Source organism: Bacillus inaquosorum (assembly GCF_023238325.1).
Taxonomy (GTDB): Bacteria; Bacillota; Bacilli; order Bacillales; family Bacillaceae; genus Bacillus; species Bacillus inaquosorum.
In genome coordinates this window covers 1,380,109-1,402,955 of record NZ_CP096592.1, presented here as the reverse complement: position 1 = coordinate 1,402,955, position 22,847 = coordinate 1,380,109, and the positions used below count along the sequence as shown (strand labels likewise).

Annotated in this window: 24 protein-coding genes and 1 pseudogene; 12 read left to right on the top strand and 13 right to left on the bottom strand. The window is 42.5% G+C overall.

The genetic code is table 11. The annotated features are described in order from the left end of the window. Positions 1-20: 20 nt before the first annotated feature. On the bottom strand, positions 21-1,211 hold the full coding sequence (yjiB, locus tag M1M80_RS06820; RefSeq protein ID WP_060398419.1) for a monooxygenase YjiB: 1,191 nt from the start codon (positions 1,209-1,211) through the stop codon (positions 21-23). Between the two features lie 392 nt (positions 1,212-1,603). On the opposite strand from yjiB, the gene M1M80_RS06815 reads away from it, so the two are divergent. After that, the gene (locus tag M1M80_RS06815; protein WP_019258109.1) at positions 1,604-1,882 is read left to right on the top strand and encodes a hypothetical protein; all 279 of its coding nucleotides are present in this window, start codon (positions 1,604-1,606) and stop codon (positions 1,880-1,882) included. Positions 1,883-1,913: 31 nt separating this feature from the next. Here M1M80_RS06815 and M1M80_RS06810 read toward each other — a convergent pair whose 3' ends face one another. The 4 genes from M1M80_RS06810 to fdhF all read right to left on the bottom strand — a co-directional run bounded on the left by M1M80_RS06810 (position 1,914) and on the right by fdhF (position 7,014). Then, entirely contained in the window at positions 1,914-2,531 is a 618-nt protein-coding gene (locus M1M80_RS06810) for an NUDIX hydrolase (RefSeq protein ID WP_060398418.1), read from the bottom strand. Positions 2,532-2,624: 93 nt separating this feature from the next. Next, positions 2,625-3,212, bottom strand: coding sequence for a DUF4352 domain-containing protein (locus M1M80_RS06805; RefSeq protein WP_060398417.1), 588 nt, complete (start codon positions 3,210-3,212; stop codon positions 2,625-2,627). Positions 3,213-3,503: 291 nt separating this feature from the next. Next, a complete protein-coding gene (locus tag M1M80_RS06800) occupies positions 3,504-4,064 on the bottom strand; it encodes a helical membrane plugin domain-containing protein (protein WP_060398416.1) in 561 nt (186 codons plus the stop codon). Beyond that, entirely contained in the window at positions 4,057-7,014 is a 2,958-nt protein-coding gene (gene fdhF / locus M1M80_RS06795; RefSeq protein WP_060398415.1) for a formate dehydrogenase subunit alpha, read from the bottom strand. The genes M1M80_RS06800 and fdhF overlap by 8 nt, the downstream gene beginning before the upstream one ends. Before the next feature lie 146 nt (positions 7,015-7,160). Between fdhF and M1M80_RS06790 the strand changes: the two genes are divergently transcribed. After that, positions 7,161-7,736: a YjgB family protein gene (locus M1M80_RS06790; protein ID WP_060398414.1), complete on the top strand. Its 576-nt coding sequence runs from the start codon at positions 7,161-7,163 to the stop codon at positions 7,734-7,736. A 101-nt stretch (positions 7,737-7,837) separates the two neighbouring features. Continuing rightward, positions 7,838-8,236: a ribosomal maturation YjgA family protein gene (locus M1M80_RS06785; protein ID WP_032732175.1), complete on the top strand. Its 399-nt coding sequence runs from the start codon at positions 7,838-7,840 to the stop codon at positions 8,234-8,236. Positions 8,237-8,244: 8 nt separating this feature from the next. On the opposite strand, the gene M1M80_RS06780 is transcribed toward M1M80_RS06785, so the two are convergent. Then, positions 8,245-9,144 carry a DUF2268 domain-containing putative Zn-dependent protease gene (locus tag M1M80_RS06780; protein ID WP_060398413.1) on the bottom strand — a complete coding sequence of 300 codons (900 nt, stop codon included), beginning with the start codon at positions 9,142-9,144 and terminating at the stop codon, positions 8,245-8,247. A 126-nt stretch (positions 9,145-9,270) separates the two neighbouring features. Between M1M80_RS06780 and M1M80_RS06775 the strand changes: the two are divergent. Both M1M80_RS06775 and M1M80_RS06770 read left to right on the top strand, forming a co-directional pair. Then, positions 9,271-9,437: pseudogene (locus M1M80_RS06775) on the top strand (YjfB family protein). Between the two features lie 128 nt (positions 9,438-9,565). Continuing rightward, positions 9,566-10,039, top strand: coding sequence for a YjfA family protein (locus M1M80_RS06770; RefSeq protein ID WP_060398412.1), 474 nt, complete (start codon positions 9,566-9,568; stop codon positions 10,037-10,039). Positions 10,040-10,088: 49 nt separating this feature from the next. Here M1M80_RS06770 and pdaC read toward each other — a convergent pair whose 3' ends face one another. Continuing rightward, positions 10,089-11,489, bottom strand: a complete 1,401-nt coding sequence (gene pdaC / locus M1M80_RS06765) for a peptidoglycan-N-acetylmuramic acid deacetylase PdaC (RefSeq protein ID WP_060398411.1) — start codon at positions 11,487-11,489, stop codon at positions 10,089-10,091. Between the two features lie 254 nt (positions 11,490-11,743). Between pdaC and cotT the strand changes: the two genes are divergently transcribed. Beyond that, complete coding sequence (gene cotT / locus M1M80_RS06760) at positions 11,744-11,992, top strand: spore coat protein CotT (protein ID WP_060398410.1); 249 nt, start codon at positions 11,744-11,746, stop codon at positions 11,990-11,992. A 122-nt stretch (positions 11,993-12,114) separates the two neighbouring features. Next, complete coding sequence (cyoE, locus tag M1M80_RS06755; RefSeq protein WP_080428993.1) at positions 12,115-13,104, top strand: heme o synthase; 990 nt, start codon at positions 12,115-12,117, stop codon at positions 13,102-13,104. A gap of 23 nt (positions 13,105-13,127) precedes the next feature. Here the strand turns inward: cyoE and M1M80_RS21530 are convergent, their stop codons facing one another. Next, on the bottom strand, positions 13,128-13,250 hold the full coding sequence (locus M1M80_RS21530; RefSeq protein WP_003239197.1) for a hypothetical protein: 123 nt from the start codon (positions 13,248-13,250) through the stop codon (positions 13,128-13,130). 442 nt (positions 13,251-13,692) lie between these two features. On the opposite strand from M1M80_RS21530, the gene M1M80_RS06750 reads away from it, so the two are divergent. Next, a complete protein-coding gene (locus M1M80_RS06750; RefSeq protein ID WP_060398408.1) occupies positions 13,693-14,022 on the top strand; it encodes a YjdJ family protein in 330 nt (109 codons plus the stop codon). Between the two features lie 307 nt (positions 14,023-14,329). Then, positions 14,330-14,524 carry a DUF4177 domain-containing protein gene (locus M1M80_RS06745; RefSeq protein ID WP_003239199.1) on the top strand — a complete coding sequence of 65 codons (195 nt, stop codon included), beginning with the start codon at positions 14,330-14,332 and terminating at the stop codon, positions 14,522-14,524. Positions 14,525-14,554: 30 nt separating this feature from the next. Here the strand turns inward: M1M80_RS06745 and ybaK are convergent, their stop codons facing one another. Next, positions 14,555-15,037: a Cys-tRNA(Pro) deacylase gene (gene ybaK / locus M1M80_RS06740; protein ID WP_060398407.1), complete on the bottom strand. Its 483-nt coding sequence runs from the start codon at positions 15,035-15,037 to the stop codon at positions 14,555-14,557. 262 nt (positions 15,038-15,299) lie between these two features. Between ybaK and M1M80_RS06735 the strand changes: the two genes are divergently transcribed. Further along, entirely contained in the window at positions 15,300-15,695 is a 396-nt protein-coding gene (locus M1M80_RS06735; protein WP_060398406.1) for a hypothetical protein, read from the top strand. A 294-nt stretch (positions 15,696-15,989) separates the two neighbouring features. After that, positions 15,990-16,496: a GNAT family N-acetyltransferase gene (locus tag M1M80_RS06730; RefSeq protein ID WP_060398405.1), complete on the top strand. Its 507-nt coding sequence runs from the start codon at positions 15,990-15,992 to the stop codon at positions 16,494-16,496. Positions 16,497-16,609: 113 nt separating this feature from the next. Here the strand turns inward: M1M80_RS06730 and M1M80_RS06725 are convergent, their stop codons facing one another. Beyond that, positions 16,610-16,894 (bottom strand): hypothetical protein, encoded by a 285-nt coding sequence (locus tag M1M80_RS06725; protein WP_032732176.1) that lies wholly within the window; start codon positions 16,892-16,894, stop codon positions 16,610-16,612. A gap of 177 nt (positions 16,895-17,071) precedes the next feature. Between M1M80_RS06725 and M1M80_RS06720 the strand changes: the two genes are divergently transcribed. Further along, on the top strand, positions 17,072-17,290 hold the full coding sequence (locus tag M1M80_RS06720) for a hypothetical protein (RefSeq protein ID WP_060398404.1): 219 nt from the start codon (positions 17,072-17,074) through the stop codon (positions 17,288-17,290). Between the two features lie 218 nt (positions 17,291-17,508). Here the strand turns inward: M1M80_RS06720 and manA are convergent, their stop codons facing one another. From manA to manR, 3 genes are all read right to left on the bottom strand, one after another. Beyond that, a complete protein-coding gene (manA, locus tag M1M80_RS06715) occupies positions 17,509-18,456 on the bottom strand; it encodes a mannose-6-phosphate isomerase, class I (protein WP_060398403.1) in 948 nt (315 codons plus the stop codon). 15 nt (positions 18,457-18,471) lie between these two features. Beyond that, the gene (locus tag M1M80_RS06710; RefSeq protein WP_060398402.1) at positions 18,472-20,421 is read right to left on the bottom strand and encodes a fructose-specific PTS transporter subunit EIIC; all 1,950 of its coding nucleotides are present in this window, start codon (positions 20,419-20,421) and stop codon (positions 18,472-18,474) included. Between the two features lie 150 nt (positions 20,422-20,571). Continuing rightward, positions 20,572-22,524 (bottom strand): mannose transport/utilization transcriptional regulator ManR, encoded by a 1,953-nt coding sequence (manR, locus tag M1M80_RS06705; protein ID WP_060398401.1) that lies wholly within the window; start codon positions 22,522-22,524, stop codon positions 20,572-20,574. Positions 22,525-22,847: the final 323 nt, after the last annotated feature.

The following is a 22,847-nucleotide window of genomic DNA, read 5'->3' as shown; positions in this document are numbered from 1 at the left end:
GAAACCAGTCCCCTTATTGATTAAATTTTGACACGGAAGCTCTTTAATCCGTATATCACGCTGTTTTCAATCGGAGTGATACTGACGCATTCCATATGAGAAAACGCAGAAATCAAAGACGTTAACGCGATATTTGCTTCAAGACGGGCAAGCGGTGCCCCAAGACAAAAATGGATGCCGTGGCCAAACGCGATATGCGGATTGGGATGGCGGCGGATATCAAACATGTGCGGCCTGTCAAACTTCGCTTCATCACGATTTGCTGATGCCACAAAAGCCAGAACCATATCTCCTTCTTTAATCAGGTGCCCCCCGATCTCCGTATCCCGTTTGGCAATGCGCCTTAAAACCGGTGCAGGCGCCCTGAAACGCAGGACCTCCTCGACTGCCTGAGGCATCAGTTCAGGATGGCTGCGCAGTTCAGCGTATATATCCGGCGTTTCTAATATGCTGTACATCGCATTTGAAATCAGGTTTGTGGTGGTTTCATTTCCAGCTACCAGCAGCAGCGTGCAAAACGGAATCAGCCCTTCTCCGGACAGCTTCTCGCCTGTTTCTTCCGCTTTTACTAAAATTGAAATGATGTCCTGTGCCGGTCTGTTTCGCTTTTCTTCTATGATGCCGGCAAAAAACGCGGCCAGTTCTTCCTCGCACTTGTTTCGTTCTTCCAAAAAGGCTTTTTCAGCTTCTTCACTTTTATCCTTCGGTGTGCTGACCAGAAGATCAGACCATGCTTTAAACTGATCCATATGCTCCGAAGGCACTCCCAGCAGCTCAGATATCACGATAACCGGAAGCGGGTATGAAAAATCGTGAACAAGGTCAAACTCACTTCGCCCTTGAAATTTTTGAATCAGTTCATCTGTGATTTCCTGAATTCTCGGTTCCCATTGCTTCATTACACGCGGTGTGAAGGCTTTATTCACTACAGAACGGATTTGCGTATGCCTTGGCGGGTCCATATTAATAATGGAATTCCCGATAGAGCTTGACTGCTGCGGCATATAACTGGAAAACACCTCTTTATCCCCAATGACTTTTTTGACATCATCATAAAGAAAAACGCTCCACACTTGGTTTTCTTCATCAAAGGAAACAGGCGCATCCTTTCTCATCGATTCGTACCACGGAAACGGATGATACGCATCCTGTTTGTTTTTTCCATTGAGCAGCGCTCGCTGCAAGGCTTGCCGGCGGTTTAACACATTCACGTATTGTCACTCCCCTTGAAAGAATTCAGCAATTGACGCTCTTCTTCACCTCCCGCTTTCGAAAAAGAGAGGGACAATCAAGTATAGACAGATTGGATAACAGCAGGCAGGCGATCATGATGTCCGATGCAGGCATCATATATTCCCCCTCGAATTTCGTTCATCTTACCATAATCTTTCAATTTTTTTCTATTCAGCACTGCCGCTTTGGCTCACAACGTGACCTTAGACATAAGCATGTAAATTCACTATGCATTCAATTGCACACACTCCGACAGAAAACACCCCCTATTCTCAATCAATAGCACTAACCCCAAAAATGACTTTTCCATTATATAAACCAAGCTGATTCTATGATTAAATAGAAGGTAAAAGGTGAAGGAGAGAACAACATGGCAGCACAGACCAATTTCAAAAAACAAGTTGTCGGCATCCTACTTTCACTTGCATTTGTATTGTTTGTGTTCTCTTTTTCTGAGAGACATGAAAAACCGCTTGTTGAGGGAAAAAAGCAGGAAAACTGGCATACTGTCGTTGACAAAGCCTCTGTCGAGATTTACGGCAGCCGATTAGTTGAAGAAAACAAATTAAAGCAAAAACTCGGCCATAAACAAGCCGATTCTATTTTGACTCTTCTGAAACTCTCCAGTGAAAAACATATTGCGCTATAACAAAGAAAGAGCCTTCCAGGCTCTTTCTTTGTTAGTCAAATATCGTTTTCTTGTCCGGATGGCGCAAAAAGTCAAATAGCATGCTGAGCTGTGAAGGTGTGTTTCGTTTTGGAGAAAGCGGCGGGAGCCTGTCTTCCGGAAAAAAAGCGGCGTGATTCGTCTCAATTCCTATTTCCCCCTGCCCGCCCGTTATACTGCATTCAATGAAGATTTTATAGTAATGATAAGGCTGAGGCGGATGAGGATGCTTATGGCTGTCTAGCACGGCCAGCAATCGAGACGGTTCTGTATCGTACCCCGACTCTTCTTTGATTTCCTTGATCACGTTTTCTGCCGGTGATAAACCAATCTCGCAAAACCCGCCCGGCAGCGACCACAGCTCATCGTGCTTCTCCCGGACAAGCAAAATCTGATTCTCTCGAAATACTGCTCCGCGAACATCCGCTTTCGGTGTCGGATAGCCTTTCTCGCCCTTCCATAAATCAGTGATGACTTCAATTTCCGTCTGCGAGTAATCCGCCATCATCTCTACGCTGAGCTTCATCAGCTCTTCGTATCTTTCCCTGTCATATACATCCTTGGAAAAAGCAAGCCCTGCCTGTGCGATCGCCTGAATCCGCTGTGCCCGTTCCAGCCATTTGGTTTGCATAATTGATCACCTCACTCCCATTTTATACTATCAATCTCTTTTAAAATAAAAAAAGCATGCTCCGATTTTCCGGTGACATGCTCAAAAGATACCTTAATTCAGTTTTACGAAATATGTAATATCCTCTGTTTCAAAATTTAAAAATGATGGATTATATGACAGATTAAGGTTTTTTTCTCCTTTTGGAATCACGAAACTAACTGTGCCTGTTACCTTTTTACCCGAGGCTAACTTCCCTGATTTAAGGCTTGTTTTCAGGTCAGCTGTAGATACTATGTTTGCTCTGATCGATTGATCTTTGCCGTCTTTCAATTCAAAACCGCCACTCGTATAATTGAAAGACTTGTCGCTTGTATTTTCGATCGTTACCTCAGCTATTAAAAATTCTTCATTATTATTTATTGTTTTTTCTTTCTCGCCAATTTTTGTCTTATACTCGCCTTGTTCTGCCGTCGTATATACTTTATTGACCGAGAAATTTGTGCTGGAAGCTTTAAAAGTTTCGCCTACTTTATGCACCTTTTCATCCGTTTTGGTTTCTTTTTCCTCTGTTTTCTTTTCCGTTGCTGTTGCTTCTTTCTTTTCTGTCTTTTGCTCAGCTGACGCATCACTGGACTGGCTGCACGCAGAAAGCGCAAATCCAATCGTTAGCACAAACAAAATGAATAATACTTTTTTCATTGCTGTTCCTCCATCTAAAGTAATCGTTTTCTATTATAATCACGCTTTTCCTTTTCTTAACAGGGAACAAAGTAACAAATTACTCTATCATATCCATTCATAGTATAGGTCAGCCAATGACATAGAGATTTATCCTTTACTGGAAAAAATACTGGACAGGCCGGTGATGGCATATCATTTTCCAAAACAAAAACTTCTTTGTCTTGTTTCTATTTTAGATATTTCTTCCTGGTTCCTAAGGCTCATTTCACACAAAAACCCAAGCTGGCAGCAGCCGGCTCGGGCAGGTAATCAATCTCGCTTATTCATTTCCCTTTTCTCTCTGGGCTCCTGATGATGTTTTTGGTGCTCCGGAGGCTGCGTCGTGCGTTCCAGCTCCTTTGTATCTTGTCCCATTCCTTTCAAAAAGGAGAAGAGCAGCGTAACTGCTTTGTTGATTTCCGGGTCTTTGAGCGAACGGATGATATCAAAATAACCTGTTTTCTCTTCGCTGTTCTTCTGTTCCACCGCGTTTGCCACACCCGCATTCACTTTCAAAATGAGAGGCTCCAGCTGTTTTACGTCCAGCATGCCGAGCGTTCCAAACAGAAGAAGCAGATTTTTCAGCGTATTGGCCGTTTCCTCTGTATCTGCCTTTTTCACTAGGATATCAAGGACTTTATCTCCTTGGCCAAAAAGGCCGCGGAGCAATGGAAGGACGCCGCGCTCGTTCATGTGGCCGAGCATTTGCATCGTTTCAAGAATGGCTTCCTTATTTTCGACTAATGCATCTTCAATTTCTTTCATATCACGCTTTCGCTGATCCTCTTCGGTTACCTCGATTTTTTGAATTCGTTTAATCGCTTTAGCCATTATGTCCGATCCCCCTTTTCACTGCGTCGCCAGGAAAAATATAATCCTTCCGCGCCCATTTCTTTTGTACCTGCACACCGATTTGCGGCTGCGGATTGCCGTTTCGGTGATTGATGTTAGGAAGCGGATTGGTTCCGTCGTGTTTCAAAATTTCCATTTTGGCTGATGTTTCTTTGTATGCAGGCGTATCGGTATCCTTATCGGCATGGCTGCCTGTTAACAGATTAATCGCCGCTTCCCCTGAATCGTTCATTGGCAGGTATACTTCCTTCCCTTTGACACGATCCGTTATCAGGCACTTCACTTTGACATTTCCGAAAGGCGATGTGAGTCTGACAAGGGTTCCGTCCTGAATTCCCCGTTCCGCCGCAAGCTCAGGAGAAATTTCTAAGAACACTTCCGGTGTTTTCTTCGAAATGCCTTTTGATTTGTAGGTCAGGTTTCCTTCGTGGAAATGCTCCAAGAGCCGCCCATTGTTGACATGGATATCATATTCCTCACCGAATTCTTCAGGCTCTGTCCTCTGAACAGGATAGAGAATGGCTTTGCCGTCCGGGAAAGGAAAGCGCTCTGTAAAGAGTAAAGGCGAATCTTTTCCATCAGCGTTTACAGGCCATTGAAGGGAATTGTAGCCTTCAAGGCGTTCATAGGTGACGCCGGCATAAATCGGCGACAGCATGGCTGCTTCCTCCATAATGTCTCCAGGGTGCCCATAGTGCCAGTCAGCGCCAAGCTTATTGGCAACCTCCATAATAATCTGCCAGTCAGGCTTTGATTCGCCCAGCGGTTCAAACACCTGATACAGCCGCTGAATACGGCGTTCTGTATTAGTAAAGGTGCCCTCTTTTTCAAGGCTCGGGCTCGCAGGAAGAACAACATCAGCAAACTCGGCTGTACGTGAAAGGAAAATATCCTGCACCACAAAGAAATCAAGCTTTTCATATGCGGCGTGTACATGATTGATATTGGAATCGACCAGGCCCATTTCTTCACCTTTTACATACATCGCTTTCAGCTGTCCGGAATGGATTTTTTCGATCATTTCGTGGTTGGTCATGCCCGGCTCCTTCGGCAGCGGCACACCCCACGCCCGCTCGTATTTTTGGCGGACTTGTTCGTCCGTTACTTTTTCATAGCCCGGCAGTTTGTCAGGCATGCTTCCGAAGTCACTTGCTCCCTGCACGTTGTTATGGCCGCGCAATGGGTAAGAACCTGCTCCCGGTTTCCCGTAGTTTCCTGTCACAAGCAGCAGATTAGAGATTGCGGTGCTCGTGTCGCTTCCGCCAATATGCTGTGTCACGCCCATTGCCCACAATGCGCACACACTGTCAGCTTGGCCAATCATCTCCGCCATTTGGATAAGCGTTTCTTGATCAATTCCGGTTTTCTCCTCGGCATATTCAAGGGTATATGGTGCCAGGCTTCTTACATATTCATCCCGTCCGTTCACTTTTTCCCGCAAAAAGATTTCATCGGCCTTGCCGTTTTCAATTAAATATTTGGCGATGGCATTCAGCCAGACGATATCTGATCCGGCACGCGGCTGAACAAATAAATCAGAGCGCTCTGCCATTTCGTGTTTTCTGATATCCGCTACGATCACTTTCTGCCCTCTCAGCTTATGAGCCCGTTTAATGCGAGTGGACAAGACCGGATGTGACTCTGACGTGTTCGAACCGATAATCAACACAAGATCCGCTTGCGCGATATCTGTAATTGACCCTGAGTCACCGCCATAGCCGACCGTCCGGAACAGGCCGGCAGTCGCAGGAGATTGACAATAGCGCGAGCAGTTGTCCACATTATTTGTGCCGATGATCCCCCTGGCCAGCTTTTGCATGAGATAGGATTCTTCATTTGTACATTTAGAAGATGTAATAAAAGCGAGTGAATCCGGGCCAAACTCTTCTTTTAAATCCGTGAACTTACTGGCGATCAGCGATAACGCTTCCTCCCACTCCGCTTCACGGAAACGGTCGCCTTCGCGGATCAGCGGCTTTGTCAGGCGTTCCTCGCTGTTCACGAAATCCCAGCCGAACTTCCCTTTAACACAGGTAGAAATGCCGTTGGCTGGCGCTTCCTCCTGCGGCTCGACTTTCAGAATGTCTCTGCCCTTTGTCCAGACATCAAAGCTGCAGCCAACACCGCAATAGGTGCAGACGGTTTTCGTTTTCTTGATTCGTTCATCACGCATGGCGGATTCCATATCAGAAATGGCGAGAATCGAGCCGTACCCTGTCTCTACGCCTTTTGTAATCTCGATCATCGGACGGAGCGTTTCGTTATCAATGCCTGTTAAATATCCGGCTTCCCCTTCCATTCCTTTTTCCATCATCGCGTTACACGGACAGACAGTTGAACAGTGGCCGCATGATACACACGACGACTCATTGATCGGCACATCATTATCCCAAATGACGCGCGGGCGCTTCCGTTCCCAATCAATGGTCAATGTTTCAGTTACCTGAACGTCCTGGCACGCTTCGACACAGCGTCCGCACAAAATACATTGATCTGGATCGTACCGGTAAAACGGATGAGATTCATCCTTATGGTAAGGCTTCTGATCAAACGGGATGCTTTGGTGATTGATTTTCATTTCCTTCACCGTATTATGTATTTCGCATCCCCCGTTGTTGTAATCGCAAACAGTACAATAAAGCTCATGATTATATAAAATCTTGTCCATCCCGATGACCTGCGCTTTTTTCACATCAGGTGAAAGCGTATCAATGACGTCCCCATCCTTTAATTCAGCTGAGCACGATCTTTTCAGCTCACCATTGATGCTGACAATGCACGTATCGCATGTTTCAATCGGCCCTAAGCTTGGATGATAGCAAACTTGCGGCACTTCAATTGAACTGTTATTCAAAAGCTGCAGCACCGTCTGTTCCTCGGACGCCTCCATTTCAACGCCGTTTATTGTGATGTTTTTCTTGTCAGCCATCTCCATTCCCCTTTCTTGCTTGTATATACCGAATTACCCATTTCAGTTCCCCTACAAGGACTCAGCAAAACATACAAAGCGCACCCACATGTTTTATTGCATAAACACCGGGAAACGAGATGGTAGATGATTAAGGAGGGATCAACATGAAAAAAACAATGTCTGTTCTAACCTCGGCAGCCGTACTGACAGGCACACTTTCCAGCTTTGGAGCGGCGTCCTTTTCAACACCGGCAAAGGGCGTAACTCAAACAAACACGCTCTCTGAAAACACAAACCAATCAGCCGCCGAGCTTGTCAAAAATCTCTACAGCACCGCCTACACAGGAGAAATGCCTCAGCAGGTGCAAGGCCTTACCGTTAACAAAAGCACGAAAGGCGATGTCCACGCTGCACTAGGGGAACCGGAACGACCATCTGGAGGAGACAATCGGTTTGATTTATATCACTGGAATATGGGCCAGCCGGGCTACGGATTTTCCTATCATAAAGACATGACGATTTCAGAAATCCGCTACTTTGGGACAGGGGTCGAACGGCAGCTGAATTTAGGCGGGGTTACGCCGGAAGTGCTGCAAAATGAAATAGGCCCCGCGAATCGAGTATTAACCGTCCCGTTTACTGATGAAATCGATTATGTATATGACACAGGCCGATATGAACTCCATTTTGTAATAGGCACGGACCAGACCGCTGACCATGTAAACCTAAAAGCAAAATAAAACCATCATGCGGCTGCTCGGCCGCTTTTTTATTGGACAAATAAAAGATATATTCCTTACAATACATGGGAGATCAATTGGAGACGGGGTATCAATTTTCAATGAAGCGAAATCGATGGATATATGCAGCTTTCACCTTACTGATCATCGGGCTGGGGCTGGGATCAAGAGCATTCTCCAGTGTTCTTCCTGATGCCGTCAATCCTTATCTCGGAGACTCGCTGTGGGCCGCCATGATCTTTACGGGATGCGGGTTTCTATTTCAAAAACTGAAGACAATGATGACGGGCATTATCAGTCTTATTTTCTGTTTTATCATTGAAATCAGCCAGCTGTATCACGCCGAATGGATCGATCGGATCAGAGACACTTCTCTTGGCGGTCTTGTTCTGGGATACGGATTTTTATGGAGCGATATCGGAGCGTATACAGTCGGAATTACCGCCTGTGCCGCCATAGAACTGCTGGTTCTGGAAATCAAAAAGCGCCGCAATATGTGACGCTTTTTTCATTTGGAAAACAGCCCGCACTGTGAAAGAATGATCTCCGCATCCAGGAGTGTGGCCTCGTTTATCGTGACTTGCTGTTTATCCATAAATGACTGAACGGCATGATATCCAACCGCATAACCCGCAAAAGCCGATAAACCAGCAGGCTCAAAGCCTTGCTCTTTAGCAATTGGATCACCAAACATATAACGGCTGACTTCCGAAAAACCTTTCACATCCAGCACCTCATTGATCACTTCAATGGAATACTGCAAATCTTCTTGATCAAAACGTGTTACCCAAGGACCCAATTGCTCCTCGCCAAACAGCTCTCTGGCAAATGACTCAGCCAATCCTTCAATCACGAGATAATCCCCGACACTCACAGAGCCGTGATGAAAATCAACATACGAAAACCGCAAATTATGATGAAACTCATGAGCAATGATAGAGGGGAGCCTCGGCAGGTTATAACTGTTCGGATCAATCCATACTTGAATAAAGCCCGGTATTCCGCCAAACCCGCAGTAGCCTTTTTGCAGCTGAAGCTTATTGGGATCAGCGATATAAAGACCGAATTTGATCTCGCCGGCATTCACCCGCAGCTGCTTGCGCTCAGCAAAAAGTATACATTGCCGAAGCGCAGTTTCAGCTGTCTCTGCAGCATGTGATTCTTTCAGTATTTGCAGTGCTTTCTGCCCGGTTTCAGCATCACGGATATCCAAATAACCAAGCATTTTCACAGCCATCATTACATCATAGCCGTTTGGCTCCTTTGCTTTCAGCGGAACTTGGATGGCGCCCCACATCTTTTCAAACGGCCTCATCATCGTATACCGAAATTCATCCTCTCTTTTCTGTTCATCCATTGAGAACAGTTTTTCGTATTGCTCAATAGTCTTTTCCATTACAAGATTCATCCTGATTCCCTCCTTGTCAAAAACATACGGTATGCCGCAGCGTAAGGGTCAACAGCGAAAATTAAGCCATTTTTCACTGTAAAATGATACAAAGCCGCCGATAGGTAAGGCATAGGAGGTGGAACGATGGATATTCCTGCTTTATCAGTTGCGATGCATCAAGCATCCCTTGCCCAAAATGTTGATATCGCTTTAACGAAAAAAATGATGGATACCGCAAGCAAAATGCCGATCAAACTTTAAAGATGATTCAGCATCCGACGCTCGGACAAACCATTGATGTAAAAGCTTAATATCTCACCAAAGGCGGTCAAGAACTCCATCCTCCAGGCAGCCTTTATTGTTCACAAAAAAGCATGCATGTTTTGATTGTTCCTCCGTATGATTTATTGTTTGCCATATTAAGGAGGTAATAAAGAACATGAAAAGACTGTTTACGAAAGCTTCATTGGTGTTATTCGCAGTAGTATTTGTTTTTGCTGTCAAAGGAGCACCCGCCAATGCAGAAACCCATGCCTACGATGGAAAAAGCCCTTATTACAATGATTGTGCGTCCAGCGGCTCCACAAAAAAATCCTCAAATTTAGTGAATGCCAACAATCAAGTCATCGGGGTGGTCGAGCTCAAATTCAGCAGTACATGTAAAACGGCTTGGGCAAAAATCACGATGAATAACACATTGACGACAGGCTTTGAAGCAAACGCGGAGATTACCCGAAACACGGACGGAAAGAGATATAACTGTGATTCTGCAGGCGGAAACGGAAAAGCTGTAGCCGGCCAAAAATCTTGTTATACACCGATGGTATATGATTTAGACCCAAGAACTTCTTACGCATTCGGCAAGTATTCAGGACCGAACCTGAATGTTTGGGCTACGACAGGATCTTATTAAAAAGAAAAAAGGCTGCCAAACGGGCAATATCCGCGGCAGCCTTTTCGTATTAATTCGCTTCTCTTTGTTTTTTAACCTCTTCAAGCTGAGAGGCCGTCACCAATTGATAGCCTTGATCGGTGAGCTTTTTGATAATTTCATCAGCCGCATCAGCAGAGGTGCGGTAGATGTCGTGAATCAAGATGGTTCTTCCATCTCCCGCCTGACTCATGACACGGTCAACGATTGTTTTTTTGTTACGGTCTTTCCAATCTTCCGGATCAACATCCCATAACGCGACATCCATTTTCAATTGACTCCGCAGCTCATCATTAATGCCGCCGTATGGAGGTCTTACAAGCGTCGGGCGGTATCCGCTTATTTTTTCAATGATATCCTGCGTGTCATTGATCTGCTTTAACGCTTCTTTCACTGAAAGCCTTGTGAGAAGCGGATGGCTCCATGAATGGTTCCCCACCTCATTTCCTTCTTTCAGCATTCTTTTAAGTGTTTCCGGATAATATTGCACCCTGCTCCCCAGAACAAAAAACGTGGCATGCCCCTTATATTTCTTCAAGGAGTCCAAAATCTGATTTGTTGTCGCAGGATTCGGGCCGTCATCGAAAGTAAGCGCAATGACTTTTTGATTTGGATCAATTGTTTCCTCTTTGGGCAATGAAATCACTTCATGCTTCGGCTTTTGTTCTTTGATTTTATTTTTGTTTTTTGCTTTATCCATATATTGTTCTTTCAAGCTGTCTTTCAAAAGGCTTTTTTTAATGGCAATCGATTGCCCTCCAAGATAGCCTGCTGCGACCTGATATGTATCAAAATAAAATTCGATATAATCTTCCTTGATGGCAAAGCGGCTGAAATTTTCTTTTTTCGGTGCCGTTCCTTCTCTTAACAACGCATCGTCGGCAGCAATGTCCTTATCTTTTTTCAGCTCATGATAAGCGATTAACGAAAGCTTATGTAAATAGTCAGCATCCTCATTGAAAATATCATCAATTGAAAGAAAAGCTTGCTTACTAAAATCATAGTTAAACGTTTTTTTCACGGTTTGCCCGTGTGCACCGCCGATATATTTATATTCATTAAATACAATTGCTACTGTCTGCTTGGCATAATGGACAATTTTATAATCAACATTTAATTCGTTGCGTTTTTTCGTATGCTCCTGATCGACGTCTTTTGTTTCCTTCTGAAATTGGCGAACCTCTTTCTCTGCGAAACTCTTTAATACCCCATCCATTTTTTTATTTTTGAAAACAGGATAGTTGACCGCGTAATTGAAAGTTTTCCCGTCATTCACAAGCGTTGCGATTTCCACATTCCCATACTGAGAATCAGTTTTTACTTTATTCATAACCGTTTCTTTTTGTAATGAATTATGGAAAAAGCCGATAAGGCCCGCCACACATACAACTGCAATTAATACATGAAACCACTTGATTCTTTTTGCCAACAACCCAATTCCTTCTTTCGTAACCGTTTCGATTTATCTTGCATCAATGTTAGAATCGTATCTTTTTAGAAATATTTTTGTAACATTAAAGTAACATTTATTTCACATTTGTAATACTATGAGATTTAAAAGTTCTTGTCAATCCTTTTTCAGGAATTTCATTATAAAAAAATAAACGATTTCACAAATGTACATACACCCAACTCAAACATCTAGAATATGGTAAACAGAATAAAAAAGTTAGGGAGGTTTTCCTCTTGGATTATCCTTTGAATGAACAGTCGTTTGAACAAATTACACCTTATGATGAAAGACAGCCTTATTATTATCCGCGCCCGAGACCGCCATTTTATCCGCCTTATTATTATCCAAGACCGTTTTATCCGTTCTACCCGTTTTATCCGCGTCCGCCTTACTACTACCCGCGCCCGCGTCCACCTTACTACCCTTGGTACGGCGGCGGATATGGCGGAGGATACGGCGGAGGATACGGCGGAGGATACTAGGCTTCGTTTACCGAAATGGGGGCAGTCCAGCTCCCCATTTTTTTGTTTTAAAAATGACAATATCATGACAAATATAGGAAATAATTGCGCTTTCACAGCCCTCTTGTTACGATAACAAAAGCATGCAGTTTTGGGGGAGGCGTCTATTTTTGGAGAATACAAGAGATTCTGCAGCTATATCTGAAACGACATACATAAAACCTTCTAACCGGGTAACAGCTTACGATTTTATCAAACTTGCAAAACCCGGCATTATCATATCAAACTCGATAGCTGCCTTCGGCGGATTTTGGATTGCTTTTGCCAGCGCAGAAAAACCATTAACAGGAATGGCTTTTTTGATGACAATGGTGACAGCAATGTTTGGAACCGCGTTTGTTATGGCTTCCGGGACTGTCTATAACAATTATTTTGACCGCCATATGGACGCAAAAATGGCGCGCACCCGCAGCAGGGCCTCAGTCACAGGGAAAATGCCGCCAGCCATGATCTTAACGTATGGCTCCGTATTAGGAATCACCGGTCTTGTGATGCTGTATTCCCTCAATCCATTAACTGCCCTTCTCGGACTGGCCGCCTTTATCTTTTATGCGATCATCTATACGGTATGGGTGAAACGAACCTCTGTGTGGAGTACATTTGTCGGGAGCTTTCCGGGAGCTGCGCCGCCATTGATAGGGTATTGTGCCGTAACCGGAGACATAAGTATGACGGCAGTGCTATTGTACGCGATTATGTTTCTGTGGCAGCCCCCGCATTTTTGGGCGATTGGGATAAGACGGAAAGAGGAATATCGGGCAGCGGGCGTTCCGCTCTTGCCTGTTGTAAAAGGAAATCATGTAACGAAAGTAAAAATGATTCAATATATTGCAGTCCTAGTGCCAGTGACGCTGTTATTTCCTTTTACTCTCGCCGCTGGTCATATCAGTCCATTTTATTTCTTAGCTGCCTTGGTTCTCGGAGGCATATGGATCAAAAAAAGCATCCAAGGATTCAAAACGGATGATGACGTGAAGTGGGCAAAGGATATGTTTGTCTACTCGCTCATTTATTTTTGCTTGCTGTTTTTAATCATGATGATTGATTCATTTGTGATGTTTTTGATCAGATGATGTTATGCAAAAAGAGCCACACATTAATGTGACTCTTTTTTGTTTGGAAAAACAGCATCTAATAGAAATGTCAGGATTAAAAACACAGCCGTGCAAATCAAAAATCGTACGATTTCAGTCAAAATCCAGCTATGAGCAATACTCATATCATCGGTTTCCTGAAGGGTTGCACATATTGAGAAAATAGTGAGTATGTATTTTAGGGTTTCTTTGTTCATTGAATATCATCACTTTCTTGAAATGATTACTTAAAGGCAAAATACATAATGAGATAAAGCCCAGCCGGATATTAAACATGTCCGCATCTTTGCATGTTTCGATTGAAAGAAAAGAAAGTACGTCCCCCAGCTTACTACCGGGTGTTCGCCAAAGTACAAAAGTAAAATGGCAAATACTTGTAGTTCTCCAATCTATAAGCTCGAACTTTTTTTCCATCATCAGGTATTATAAGCCAAAAACAAACAAAAAAATAGACTTTTGCCTTTATCTTACATGCAAGAAAAGAAAGAGAAATTGTCCGAATACCCCATATTATGGTAATATATTATTTAGTTTTTTCCATGTTCATAGATTTGGAGGTCGACAACATTGAAAGGGATGCTTTTAGTTGTACAGCTTGGATTATCTTTCATGGTTTTTCTGTTTTTAACCGCCGTCAATTGGTATCAAGGAAGCGAGCTTGTTTCAGATCGATTTGATTGGAACTATACCGCTACATTTTCAAAACTCCTAAATGGAATTGATACCATCACCAGCCCCAAGCAAATTTCGCAGCTCGATTTTTTTATCTACTCTGCTAAACATTATCCAGTTATGAGTGCGTTAATGATCTTCTCATTTTTATATGTTTTGGCCGCGCTTTTTTTACTCATATATTCAGTCAAATTCAATAAGCAAGAGATTCATCTGGATTGCTGACCCGGATCTTCTTATAAACAAGTGCCATTTTCAATCACCTTGATTAATTACTCGTTGTAAATCATTAGTTCTTTTTTAGACGATGTTCCTGAAGTTCAATGGATACGCACAGGCAAGTATTCAAGCGCCAGATGGAAACGTATTTGTTGTTGTATGAAAATAAACAAAATATTACGGAATCTTTTTCTCAAAAATAAAAAAAGCCTCTCCCTTTAAGAAAGGCATTATTTATTACGGTTCAATTTTTACCAGTTTTTTGTTACTTCCTTCTTATTCTTACGTATACCTTAATAGGAGGTATCAAACGATGAAAGAATATGAATTCGTAAGAGTAGAACTGAGCACTATGAGAAGAAGGCCTAAAGAAGACTACCAGCAAATCATCCATGACTATGCGAAAAGTGGCTGGACATTCGTTCAGATTTTCGCTCCTAGTATCGATGGGTATGGAGCAGCTGCTTATTTTGAAATCATATTTGAAAGAGATGCGGAAAAAGCTTAGTCTAGGTGTCTAAGCTTTTTTATTTACTATCTATACAATTTCTGCAAATGTTGCATCGCATGCTTTGGCTAAATCTTGTGGCGCTGCCTTTAGCTGCATACCGATTTTCCCTGCACTGACAATGATAAAATCAAGTGTTTCAGCTGCTGCATCAATATAAGTCGGGAACAATTTTTTCATGCCGATTGGTGAGCAGCCGCCACGAAGATAGCCAGTTACCCCTAATAGTTCCTTCATTGCAATCATTTCTATTTTCTTTTCTCCTACTACTTTTGCTGCCTTTTTTACATCTAATTCCTCTGCAACGGGTACAACAAACACGTAATAATGATTTGTTCCTGCTGTTGCCACCAATGTTTTATATACATACTGCAAAGGGTAACCAATTTTTTCCGAAACAGAGATGCCATCTAGCGGCTGGCCGCCTTCTGTTTTGTAGCCTAATAACTCATAGGAGATGTTCTGCTGTTCTATCAAACGAACCGCATTTGTTTTTGTCATTTTTTTCGCCATCCTTTTCCCCCACGATCGAATGTATGTCTTCTTAATTGCAGTTAATAAGTAAATTCTATCATCAGAGACAGCCATATTCTACTGACCTGCATTGTCAAAACACCGCCTCCGCAGCAAATAAAAACGTGCAAAAAAAGACATTAAGCCAATTAAAGGATCTCACTCCTTAAGTTCCATTCTTAGTCAACTTGAAACAAAACAGGAATTAACGACATACACACACATACAATTTGTATGAATGTAAAACTAAGGAGTGGTTGCTTTGTATCATTACTTTTATGGTCCTGCGTTAATTCCTTACTTTACACATACTCCTAACACTCAAAGAAATCCAGACTTTTCAGAAAGACAGCGAAGAAGAGAAATCACATTGAATATTGATGGCTTTATTCCGCCATCTTCCTCTGAGGATCTCGGAGACGGCTTTTATTCTTACGCATGGACTGGCCAACAGGTAATAGATCCCGGTGAATACCTTGTTTGTTATCTTGAAGGAAGGGATATAAAAGTGGTGAATGGCGGGTTTGCTCCACGCGATTATGCTCCATTGTATGCAATAGCAAGCTATCCGAGGAGAAGAAACCAATGGGTCATTACGCTTCATAATCCTGTTCAAACCCAAAGAGCCATATCGCTTTATCTGATTGCAAAAAGGTAACACAAAATGTTTCAGCAGAAACAGAAAAACGGGTAGGAACGCTTTATTACCAAGCGTTTTCCTACCCGTTTTGGATCTATGATACCGGGCGGTCTCTATACTGTCAAGGCAGTGATTATCTTCTAATACGAGAGGACATTGGTCCCCAAATGGCATTATCGCACTTTGTCTACGGTTCATTTCAAATACACCACATGCTCTTCACCATTCTCTGGTCCCCAAGAATTTTTATTCCCGATCAAAATTTCTATATGTTATCATTATTACCAGTAAAAAGAAAAGAGGATTAGACATATGGTTCTTCTTGAAACGAATCGGTTACGATTAAAAACGATTGATATTCCCCTTCTTAACGCTGCATCTAAACGAGATCATCAGGCCATTAAAGACCTAGGTTATGAAACAAATGGTGAATGGCCAAATTCTGATTTTTTTGAAGCCATCCCTTATTTCCGTGAGAAATTAGTTGAAAACAATGGAACAAAAGGATTTGATTCATGGATTATTTTAAAGAAGGACAATAATGAAATTGTTGGAGGAACCGGATTTTTAGGTGATCCGGATTCGTATGGTATGATCGAAATCGGTTTTGCAACAAATAAAAGCCATCGTCGCAAAGGGTATTGTGTTGAAGCTGCCCAAAAAATCATAAACTGGGCATTAAGCCAAGATACGGTGAACCATATCACAGCAAGATGTGAACATAACAATTTTGGTTCACAACGTATTTTAGAGAAGTTAGGGTTTAAATTGGAGCATAAATCAGAAGACTTTATGCATTGGAGATACGTTACAATGTAAAACAATAAAAAAGCAGGCTCTATGCCTGCTTTTTTTTAAGCACGTGCAAATGATAAAACCCTCCCTCTAAACTGAGAGCGGGTTTTTCTTCAAAAAATATTTGTGCAGTTTCCTTACTCGTCTTTTCTATCTTTATCGGTATCTTCAGGATCCTCAACTGGATCTTCAGGGTCAGGATCATTATCTTTTTCATCATCTTTATTGATGGTATCATCCTCATCGACACCTGGAACGTTGTTATCGTTAGTATCTTGGTTGTTGCCGTTATTATCTTGATTGTTCTCCTCAACATCTGGAGCATTGTTATCATTATCATTATTATCTTGACCAGTATTACAGCCCATTAATACAAAACTGGATAGAAACAACGCACTTATAATTTGCAGCCATTTTTTCATTTCCATCCTCCTTTCTTCTTTTTTAATCCCTATAAGTTTGTCCAGCATGTGTAGTTTAATTCGTTGCATTCTTATATATTCTTTTTTGACTTCCATCATTATAATTCCAGCATATCAATTCCTCTTTTGCGAAAACTAAGTATCGAAACAAAAATTTTGATGGGAAGTGGCTTTAAGATGAATAATGTCCGGTGGATAACCGCCCTTTTAAACGCAAGAAAACAACCCCTTTTATCTGGTAAAAGAAACAGAGGGATGATGTGGATGTCTCTCTTAGGTTTAGGAGCTAGTATAGCTGCAATTGTTATAAGAAAAAATAACAGCAAAAATGTGTTACAGCCTATTCAAGGTTTAGTTAGTAATGTTAGACAAAATAATGTAAAACCCCGCACTTAAAGAACGTCAGGCTTTGAATCGTGAATGCGGGTAAGGGATCAAAAGTTCCTTCCACAGCATGCGTATAGTCTTCTTTTTATCAAAGGGACTAAACTCCTTTTTCAATCAAAAAAACCCTCCAATCTGAGAAGGGTTTTTCCATATTCAGCAACACTTTAGTCCGCTACATGAAACAGTCTGGTCCAGCATGAATTGGCGTACTTGCTCCCTTTATCGTTTCATAGATGAGAGACGATACACTCTGCCTGCCCCTCCAGTTTAAATTGTCCAAAACCGAAAGGCAGCAACATATGATCTCCTTTTTGAAAGGTATTAACATTATCACCGGAGATCATCCGGCCTTCCCCTTCAATAACACTGACAAGAAGGAATGGTTTTTGCTGCTTTAATCTTGCTGATCCTGATAAACTCCACTTCTTTACTGAAAAGTAAGCGCATTCAATCAATGTGGCTATATGCAAATCATCTGTTTGTTCATATTGAACAGTTTGACGATCTGGAATGGATGGAACCGCTATGACTTCTATGCTCTTTTCCAGATGAAGCTCGCGCATATTGCCTTCTGGATCTTTTCGCTCATAATCATATAATCTATAGGTTGTATCTGAATTCTGCTGCGTCTCTAAAACGAGAATGCCTTTTCCAATTGCATGAACCGTACCGCTCGGCACATAGAAAAAATCCCCCGGCTTTACCTTTACGCGGCGCAAGAGCTCATCCCATTCTCCAAGCTCTATCATCGAGATCAGTTCTTCCTTTGTTTTTGCGTTGTGACCGTAAATGATCTCTGCATCTTTTTCGCAATCAATGATGTACCAGCATTCGGTTTTCCCGAACTCCCCGTTTTCACGGGTTTTGGCAAAATCATCATTCGGATGCACCTGAACGGATAAGTCTTGGTCTGCATCTAATATTTTTGTTAGAAGAGGGAACCGGTCCCCTTCAAGATATCCGAATAAATGTCTGTGCTGTTCCCATAATTCGCAGAGCGTTAACCCTTTATACATTCCGTTTTGAACAACGCTTTGTCCATTTTTATGTGCGGCAAAAGCCCAGCACTCCCCTGTTCGTTCTGACGGAATGTTATAGCCGAAAGCAGCTAAAGCGGTGCCGCCCCAAATTCTCTCTTTGAAAACAGGCTTAAAAAATAACGGTTCAGTCATCATAAAAATTCCCCCGCATTATACGATTTCATCCAGCAGCTTGTATGCTTCTTCTGTTGTTTGTACGGAGAGCAGTTGCTTTCTATAGCTGTCATCCATTAGTTTTCGAGATAACATCTGCAATATTTTCAGATGCTGGTTCCCTCCGCTCTCTTTCGGTACCGCAATCATAAAGATTAATTTTGCATCTGATCCATCCAGGCTGTTCCAGTCAACACCTGATCGTTTGATCCCAAAGGCAACACTCGGCTTCCTGACGGCCTCAGACTTCCCGTGCGGAATCGCGATATTCATGCCAATCGCCGTTGTTCCCTGTTGTTCACGATTCAAAATGGCTTGTTTAAACCCGCTCTCTGAATGCAGCACACCTTTGTCGGACAATGTTTGAATCATTTCATCAATAATGTCATCCCTGGTTTCCCCGGATAAATGTGGTTCAATCAGCTCTGGGCTGATAATGTCTGTCAGTTTTTTGAATTCCGTCATCTCAGCTTCTCGGCTTTCAGCTTGAGTTGGCTGCGGTATTTCTTTTGCTGCAGCAGCTTCACTTGGCGGTGCAGTTTCGCTGAGCACAGGGGGCGCCTCCGTAATATCCTTTTTTAGTACATTGACGAACAGAGCAGTGACAAGAGATCCCGCCAATACAGCAATAAAAAACATCAATACATGATCAACTGCACCGAGCACTGCAACGATAGGTCCGCCGTGCGCCACTCTGTCTCCCACATTTCCAATCATCGCTATCACAGAACCCGTCATAGAACCTGCCATAATACTGGGAATGACTCGAAGAGGATCCTGCGCCGCGAATGGAATAGCTCCTTCAGTGATACCGAAGAGTCCCATAGTAAATGCCGCTTTCCCCATTTCTCTTTGCGATGCCTCAAATTTTCTTTTTCCAAAAAACGTTGCAATTCCGAGGCCAATCGGCGGTATACAAATGGAAACGGCAATTGGCCCCATAATTTCATAATTTCCTTCTCCAATCATTGCCGATCCAAACAGAAATGCCACCTTGTTTACGGGACCGCCCATATCAAATGAGATCATCGCGCCTAAAATCAATGCCAGAAGGATCGAGCTCGACCCTTTCATCCCCGCCAGCCAAACCGTTAAAGATGTGAAAATTTGAGCTACAGGTGCGCCGATCAAAAACACAAACGCTAAACCTACAATCAGTGATGCAAACACCGGAATAATAATAATCGGCATAATCGGCTGGATTGCTTTTGGAACTTTTAATTTTTTGATCCCAAGTGCCGCGTATCCAGCCAAAAATCCGGCAATGATTCCGCCGAGGAAACCGGCGCCGCTTGCGCTGTCATAAAAACTTCCAGTCGCTGCAATAAATCCGCCGATCATCCCTGGCACAAGCCCCGGCTTATCAGCGATGCTATATGCGATATATCCGGCTAATATCGGGATCATGAATGAAAATGAAGCACTGCCGATCTGTTCAATCGTTTTCCAAAAAGAATCATCCGGAATGACTAAGCCTTTAGGTGTTTTCTCGCCCCCAAGCGTTAATGCAACCGCTATCAGTAATCCGCCGACGACAATGAAAGGAACCATAAACGAAACGCCGTTCATTAAATGACGGTAAATCGGATTTTGTTTCTTCTCCTGTTGATTGCTTGATTCCGATTTAGAAGCGGAATAGACCGATATGTCCCCGCTAAGTGCCTTTTGAATCAATTCTTCCGGTTTGCGGATGCCGTCCTGAACCCCGACAGACAGCAGTTTTTTGCCTTTAAACCGGTCTTTGTTTACCGAGCGGTCTGCCGCAATAATGATCGCGTCCGCTTCCCGAATCTCCTCTTTGGTCAGCTCATTTTCTACCCCGATTCCGCCCTGGGTCTCAACCTTGATGCTAACGCCTAATCTGTCAGCAGCTTTTTGCAGATTTTCCGCTGCCATATACGTATGGGCAATTCCGTTCGGACAAGATGTAATCGCTAACAGTTTCATACGAAACCTCCTTTAAAGTGTGAATAACAAGATCTTGTCTCAACTGTATACCGAAATCATGCCGTTAAAATCGCTTTTTTTTACCATAAGTTCCGGAAATAACGGCATTTTTCCCTATAAACAAAAAAAGCAAGGAATGAATCCCTGCTTTTAATAATCCAAATAAGATAAAAATGTCATGACGTTTGTTTCTTTCGTCAGCTTCTGTACAAAGGCCGGCTGCTCACTCAGGTATGAAAGCTCACTAAACAGCTGCTTTGTCATATTTTGATCCTCATGTTTGACAGCCAGCATAAAAACAAGCGATACTTTCTCATTTCCCCAATCAAGCGGCTCTTTTAATGTGGCAATTGCAATTGCTGATTGTTTAATATATTTAGCGTTTGCATGAGGAATGGCTATGCCTGCCCCAATGTTTGTCGCTGCCATTTTTTCCCTTATAACCGCATGAACCGCATATTCCTTTTCAACATAGCCTTTCTCATACAAAGCTGTCGCCAGCTGTTCAATTAACTTGTAGCGGTGCTCTGCCTCTTGCTGTAAAAAAACCAAAAAAGGAGTTGTATTGTTCAGCATCTGAAAAGTTTTTTGTTTTTGGCGGTGCAATTCGTCGAGCTGACGTATAAATGCACTCAATTTCTTCTCATCACCAGGCTCCAAAAGCGGTGATACAACAATATGGGGAATCGTTACACGTTCCAGCGCAATGGTGGAAATGACAAGATCTATATCCTCATGCTTTTTTGTATAGTCCGCCAAATCAGCTTTAGCGATACAGGCCATTACAGCGATTTGATGACATTTCCGTTCAATTTTTGTTCGCAGCAATTGTGACATTCCGATGCCCATGTGGCAGACGATGATCGCCTTTTTATGTGTCTCGCTGCTGCGCCGCAGCCGTTCGATCGCTGCCTGAAAATGCAGCGTCAAATATGCTGCCTCTTCCTCAGGTATATAAAGATCGAACGTTTGATTGATGTCTTCCAGAACGTCAATGACAAGATGAAACAAATAAGGGTACATCTTTTTGATGTCATTAAGCATAGGGTTTGATACAGAAAGATCGTAGCTCAGCCGCTGTAACACTGTATTGAGATGAATGTTCAAGCCGTTGATCAAATCCTGATCGTTATGAAAATCCAGCATTTTCAGCTCTGAAACACGATTGATTAAGTGCCTTACAACCTTGGGAAGTACAGCATGTTCAAGGTCATTTGTCAGTTCTTTCTGTAATGGATAACGAACTTTCCCGCCCAATATATGTAATGTTAAATACACAGCTTCTTCTTCAGGAAAGCGGATTGCAAAAACCGGTTCAAGCCGTTGTAAGCAAGCAAATGTCCATTGATATTCTTTCTTCTTTTTTACTGCCGCCAATTCTCTTGGAGAAATCGAGATCGGCTGCTTCATTTTGATTCGGCGGATCATTAACAACGTATGCAGCAGCAAATTCTCAAACGTTTCATCTGTGAAATAGATAGAATGCTTTTTTTGTAATGATTTGATTTCTTTCGTCACAAAATCTACTTCATGACTTAAGAACTTACTTTTAATAAATTGGCTAGTAAACTCCGTGTTATCTATCAAATCAGATATTCTTGCCAATGCTTTTCTTTTACTTTTTTCGTTCCCTTCAACCTTTAAACCAAGCCGCTGCTTCGAAACCAGCGTGAGGTCATATCGCTTCAGCCACTCCTCTACCGCACACAAATCCTTTTTAATGGCGGATCGATTCACAAAATGCTGAGCAGCTATTTCTTTTGCGGAAACAGGCTTTACATTCATTAATAAGTCATAAGCAATTTGCAGCATTCTTTCTTCATCGGTCCGCTGCCTAGAATGAAAATGTTCAGTATGTAATTGTTGGCTTAGCCAGGCCCTTTCCTGATCTTCTATATGTAAATAAACGCCTAATCCCGGTTTCCGAATGAGCTGAGCATGAGAATGTTCATTAAGATAATCCTCGATCGCTTTCAAATCATTCCTGATCGTTTTTTCAGAACACTGTACCCTGTCTGCGAAATCTTGCACAACTAAATAGTCATCAGGCTCAGATAACAACAGATACAAAATCTCTTTTTGTCTTGTATTTATGTATTCCATCTGTTTTTCTATCCTTCCTGTCAGTATCCATTTGAGCAAATTCATAGTATAAGTATACTACGGGTGTAACCGTTTACACTATAACGTAAAATTATAGAGTTAAAAGTTTCGTTTTTTACCGAAGGTTCCGGAAAAAAGGGATTTTTATGTTATTAATCCTATATGTTAAACGATTTTACGAATTTTGGAGATCTATTCGAATAGTGAAGGGCATTAAATAGAGAATGTCTGGTGTGGAGTCTCTGATGAGTACTAAGAGATAGCTCTCACTAGCGAGATCTAGAACAATGTCCTGTAAAATAAGTGTAGAGATAGAAAAGTAC